Source organism: Inquilinus sp. (genome assembly GCF_057815775.1).
This window is the reverse complement of the sequence record NZ_JBYRFX010000573.1, coordinates 1-3,164: the sequence shown is the minus strand read 5'-3', so window position 1 is coordinate 3,164 and position 3,164 is coordinate 1. Positions and strand designations below refer to the sequence as shown.

The window sequence follows — 3,164 nt, the reverse complement described above, 5'->3', positions numbered from 1 at the left end:
GGCCGGGCTGCACACCGGCACCAGCCTTTCGACGAACAGCCTGGTCCAGGCCGCCCCGGCGACGGGAGCCCGGCTCATCCGCAGGGCGAAATCGAAGCCGTCGACGGGAAACCCGACCTGGCCCCGCGAGGTGTCGACGCTGACGCTGACATTCGGCCACCGCTTGCTGAAGCCGTGCAGCCGCGGCAGCAGCCAGCGGGAGGCGAGGGTCGGGGCGCAGCTCACCGCGATGGTGCGGTTGGCCCGGTGGTTCGGCAGGCGCTGCGTCCCCATCGCGATCAGCGACAGCGCCTCGGAGACATAGGGCAGGTAGTCCGCCCCGGCCGGGGTCAGCGACAGCGTCCGCGGCTCGCGCACGAACAGCTCGACGCCCAGCACCTGTTCCAGCCCGACGATGCCGTGGCTGACCGCGCTGGGCGTCACGTTCAGCTCCGCCGCCGCGCGCTTGAAGCTGCGATGCCGCCCGACCGCCTCGAAGAAGCGCAGGGGCGAAAGCGGTGGCAGTCGAAGCGGCATCAGGCGTCCCCAGCAGCGGCCCGCCCGGCACCACCGGTGCCGCGGATGCGGGCGCCGCTAGTCTGGCCGATCCGCGGACGGGCCGTCGAGGCTCGCGGCGACGGTGGCGAGGATTTCGTCCGACAGGGCCGGATCGCCCGCGGCCCGCGCCAGCACCATCGCCCCGATCATCCCGGCCCAGGCGGTGATCGCCTGGGCGCGCCGCCCGGCCTCGGACGATGCTGACGCAAGCGGGGTGAAACGATCGATCTGGGCCTTCAGCCCCTCGGCGAAGACCTGTTGGGCGGCGCCGCCCTGGCGGGCGACATCGGTGGCCAGCGCGGCGAAGGGGCAGCCTTCGCCGACACGGCCACGGTGATCCGGCGTCAGATAGGCGCCGGCGGCGACACCCAGGCCGCTGCCCGGCACCATCTGTCCCACCCGGGTCCAGGCCTCATCCGACCCGGCCACGGCATGGGCGAAGGCCTGGACGGCCAGATCCTGCTTCGATTTGAAATGGCCGTAGAAGGCGCCATGGGTCAGCCTGGCCGCCGTCATGATGTCGGCCACCCCGACGCGGTCGAAGCCCTTTTCCCGGAACATGCTGGCCGCGGCGTCGAGAATCCGCCGGCGGTGTTCCAGGACCTGGTCGCGCGTCACCTTCATCGCCCATTCCGTCCACAAGCCTGTTGACATCTGTATATTACGATCATCATCTTAAGGCAATCATGATGATCGTCATGATTAATCGAATAGGCCGTCACTGGGCGGCAACGGGAGCGATCCATGCGGTACAGGGTGTTCGGCCGGAAGACCGGTCTGCGGGTTTCGGAGCTGGCGTTGGGTGCTGGCCTGTTCGGCACAAGCTGGGGCTATGGCGCCGATCCGGCCGAGGCGCGACGGGTCTTCGACGGCTATGCCGAGGCCGGCGGCAACTTCATCGACACCGCCGACAGCTATCAGGTCGGCGAGTCGGAGACGCTGGTCGGGGAATTCGTCGGGGCGGACCGGGACGAATTCGTCATCGCCAGCAAATACACCTTGAGCCCCACGGCCGCCGGCAGCCTCGCCTCCACCGGCAACAGCCGCAAAAATATGATGCAGTCGGTCGAGGCCAGCCTGAAGCGGCTGAACACCGACCGGATCGACCTGTACTGGGTGCATATGCCCGACGGCATGACCCCGACCGAGGAGATCGTGCGCGGCCTGGATGACCTCAGCCGCGCCGGCAAGATTCTCTATGCCGGCCTGTCCGATTTCCCGGCCTGGCGCGTCGCCCGTGCCGTGACGATCGCGGAGCTGCGCGACGCCGCGCCGATCGTCGGCCTCCAGGTCGAATACAGCTTGGTCGAGCGCACGCCGGACCGCGAATTGCTGCCGATGGCGGAGGGGCTGGGCCTCGGCACCGTTGCCTGGTCGCCGCTCGGCGGCGGCGTCCTGACCGGCAAGTACCGCCGCGGCGAGACCGGGCGGTCCACAACCTTCAAGCGGCTGTTCCATGAGGAGAACAGCGCACAGCGCTCCGCCATCCTGGACACGCTGCAGGCGGTGGCGGACGAGACCGGCGCCAATTCCGGCCAGGTGGCGATCGCTTGGATCGGCGGGCGCGGCATCATCCCGATCATCGGGCCGCGCAACCGCGCCCAGCTCGACGACAATCTCGGCGCCACCCGGGTGAGCCTGAGCGCGGAGCAGCGGCGCCGCCTGGACGAGGCCAGCGCCGTACCGCTGGGCTTCCCGCACGACATGCTGGCCGCAGACGCGCAGCGCAACCGCTTGGCCGGCGGCAAGCTGGACCAGCTCGACCCGTCGACGACCCTGGTCGCCTGACCTACTCCAGCGGCAGCAGCAGCGCCTCGATCTGGCCGGGATAGCGGGTCAGCAGGGTGGTGGCCTTCTGCCGGAACACCGGGTCCTTGTAGGCGCGGGCGGCGGCCAGCAGGTTGCCCACGGCTTCGTCCAGGCCGTCGCCCGCCGTCAGCTCCTGATACGGCCAGGAGGCATCGAGGTTGCCGGCCGCGTTGACATAGCCGGCGACGAAGGCATAGCCCGCCTTCAGCCCATGGCTGTCGAGGCTGAACTGCCACAGATCGGTCGGGTCGGTGTCGCCATTGGTCAGCCCGGCATCGACCAGCTCGGCATAGCGGCCGAGGCGGCTGAAGGCCTGCAAGTTGAACTGGCTGTAGTGGAAAGGCCGCGTCCGCTCCAGCTCCGCCATCTGGCGGCCATCCTTGTCGAACTGGCCGGCGACCCGGCGCAGCGCCGCGATCTTCAGCTGGCGCTTGGCCAGATCCTGCTGGTCGGTGAACAGCGAGAACGCCACCACCTGCGCGTCGTACCAGGTGCCGTGGTTGTTGTGCCAGTTGCCCTCTTCGAAGCCGTTCTCGCTGGCCAGCAGCCACAGGTCGAAGATGCGGTACCACAGCCGGATCGCCTGGTAGTCGATCTCGCGCAGCGCATTGCTGGGACGGATCAGCTCGACCGCATCCATCACGTCGATTAAGGCGCGGCTGTCGATGATGCCGATTCCGCGGCCGTCGACGATGCCGGGGATGGCCTGGGCATAGGTCATGTTGGGGTTCATCCGCGTCGCCGGCGCGACGAACCAGGTGCGCAGCATTCCGGCCGCCTTCACCGCGTATTTCGGGTCGCGGGTGAAGGTGTAAGCC

Annotated in this window: 4 protein-coding genes; 1 reads left to right on the top strand and 3 read right to left on the bottom strand. The window is 69.0% G+C overall.

Annotated elements, in window-relative coordinates:
* Together AC3XYG_RS19940 and AC3XYG_RS19935 are read right to left on the bottom strand one after the other, a co-directional pair.
* A partial coding sequence (locus AC3XYG_RS19940) for a LysR family transcriptional regulator (protein WP_489141608.1) occupies positions 1 to 516 on the bottom strand: 516 nt, incomplete at its 3' end.
* Positions 517 to 573: 57 nt separating this feature from the next.
* Positions 574 to 1,161, bottom strand: coding sequence for a TetR/AcrR family transcriptional regulator (locus tag AC3XYG_RS19935; RefSeq protein ID WP_489141607.1), 588 nt, complete (start codon positions 1,159 to 1,161; stop codon positions 574 to 576).
* Positions 1,162 to 1,281: 120 nt separating this feature from the next.
* Between AC3XYG_RS19935 and AC3XYG_RS19930 the strand changes: the two genes are divergently transcribed.
* The gene (locus AC3XYG_RS19930) at positions 1,282 to 2,325 is read left to right on the top strand and encodes an aldo/keto reductase (RefSeq protein ID WP_489141606.1); all 1,044 of its coding nucleotides are present in this window, start codon (positions 1,282 to 1,284) and stop codon (positions 2,323 to 2,325) included.
* 1 nt (position 2,326) lies between these two features.
* On the opposite strand, the gene AC3XYG_RS19925 is transcribed toward AC3XYG_RS19930, so the two are convergent.
* The coding region (locus AC3XYG_RS19925) for an alginate lyase family protein (RefSeq protein ID WP_489141605.1) at positions 2,327 to 3,164 on the bottom strand (838 nt) is incomplete at its 5' end.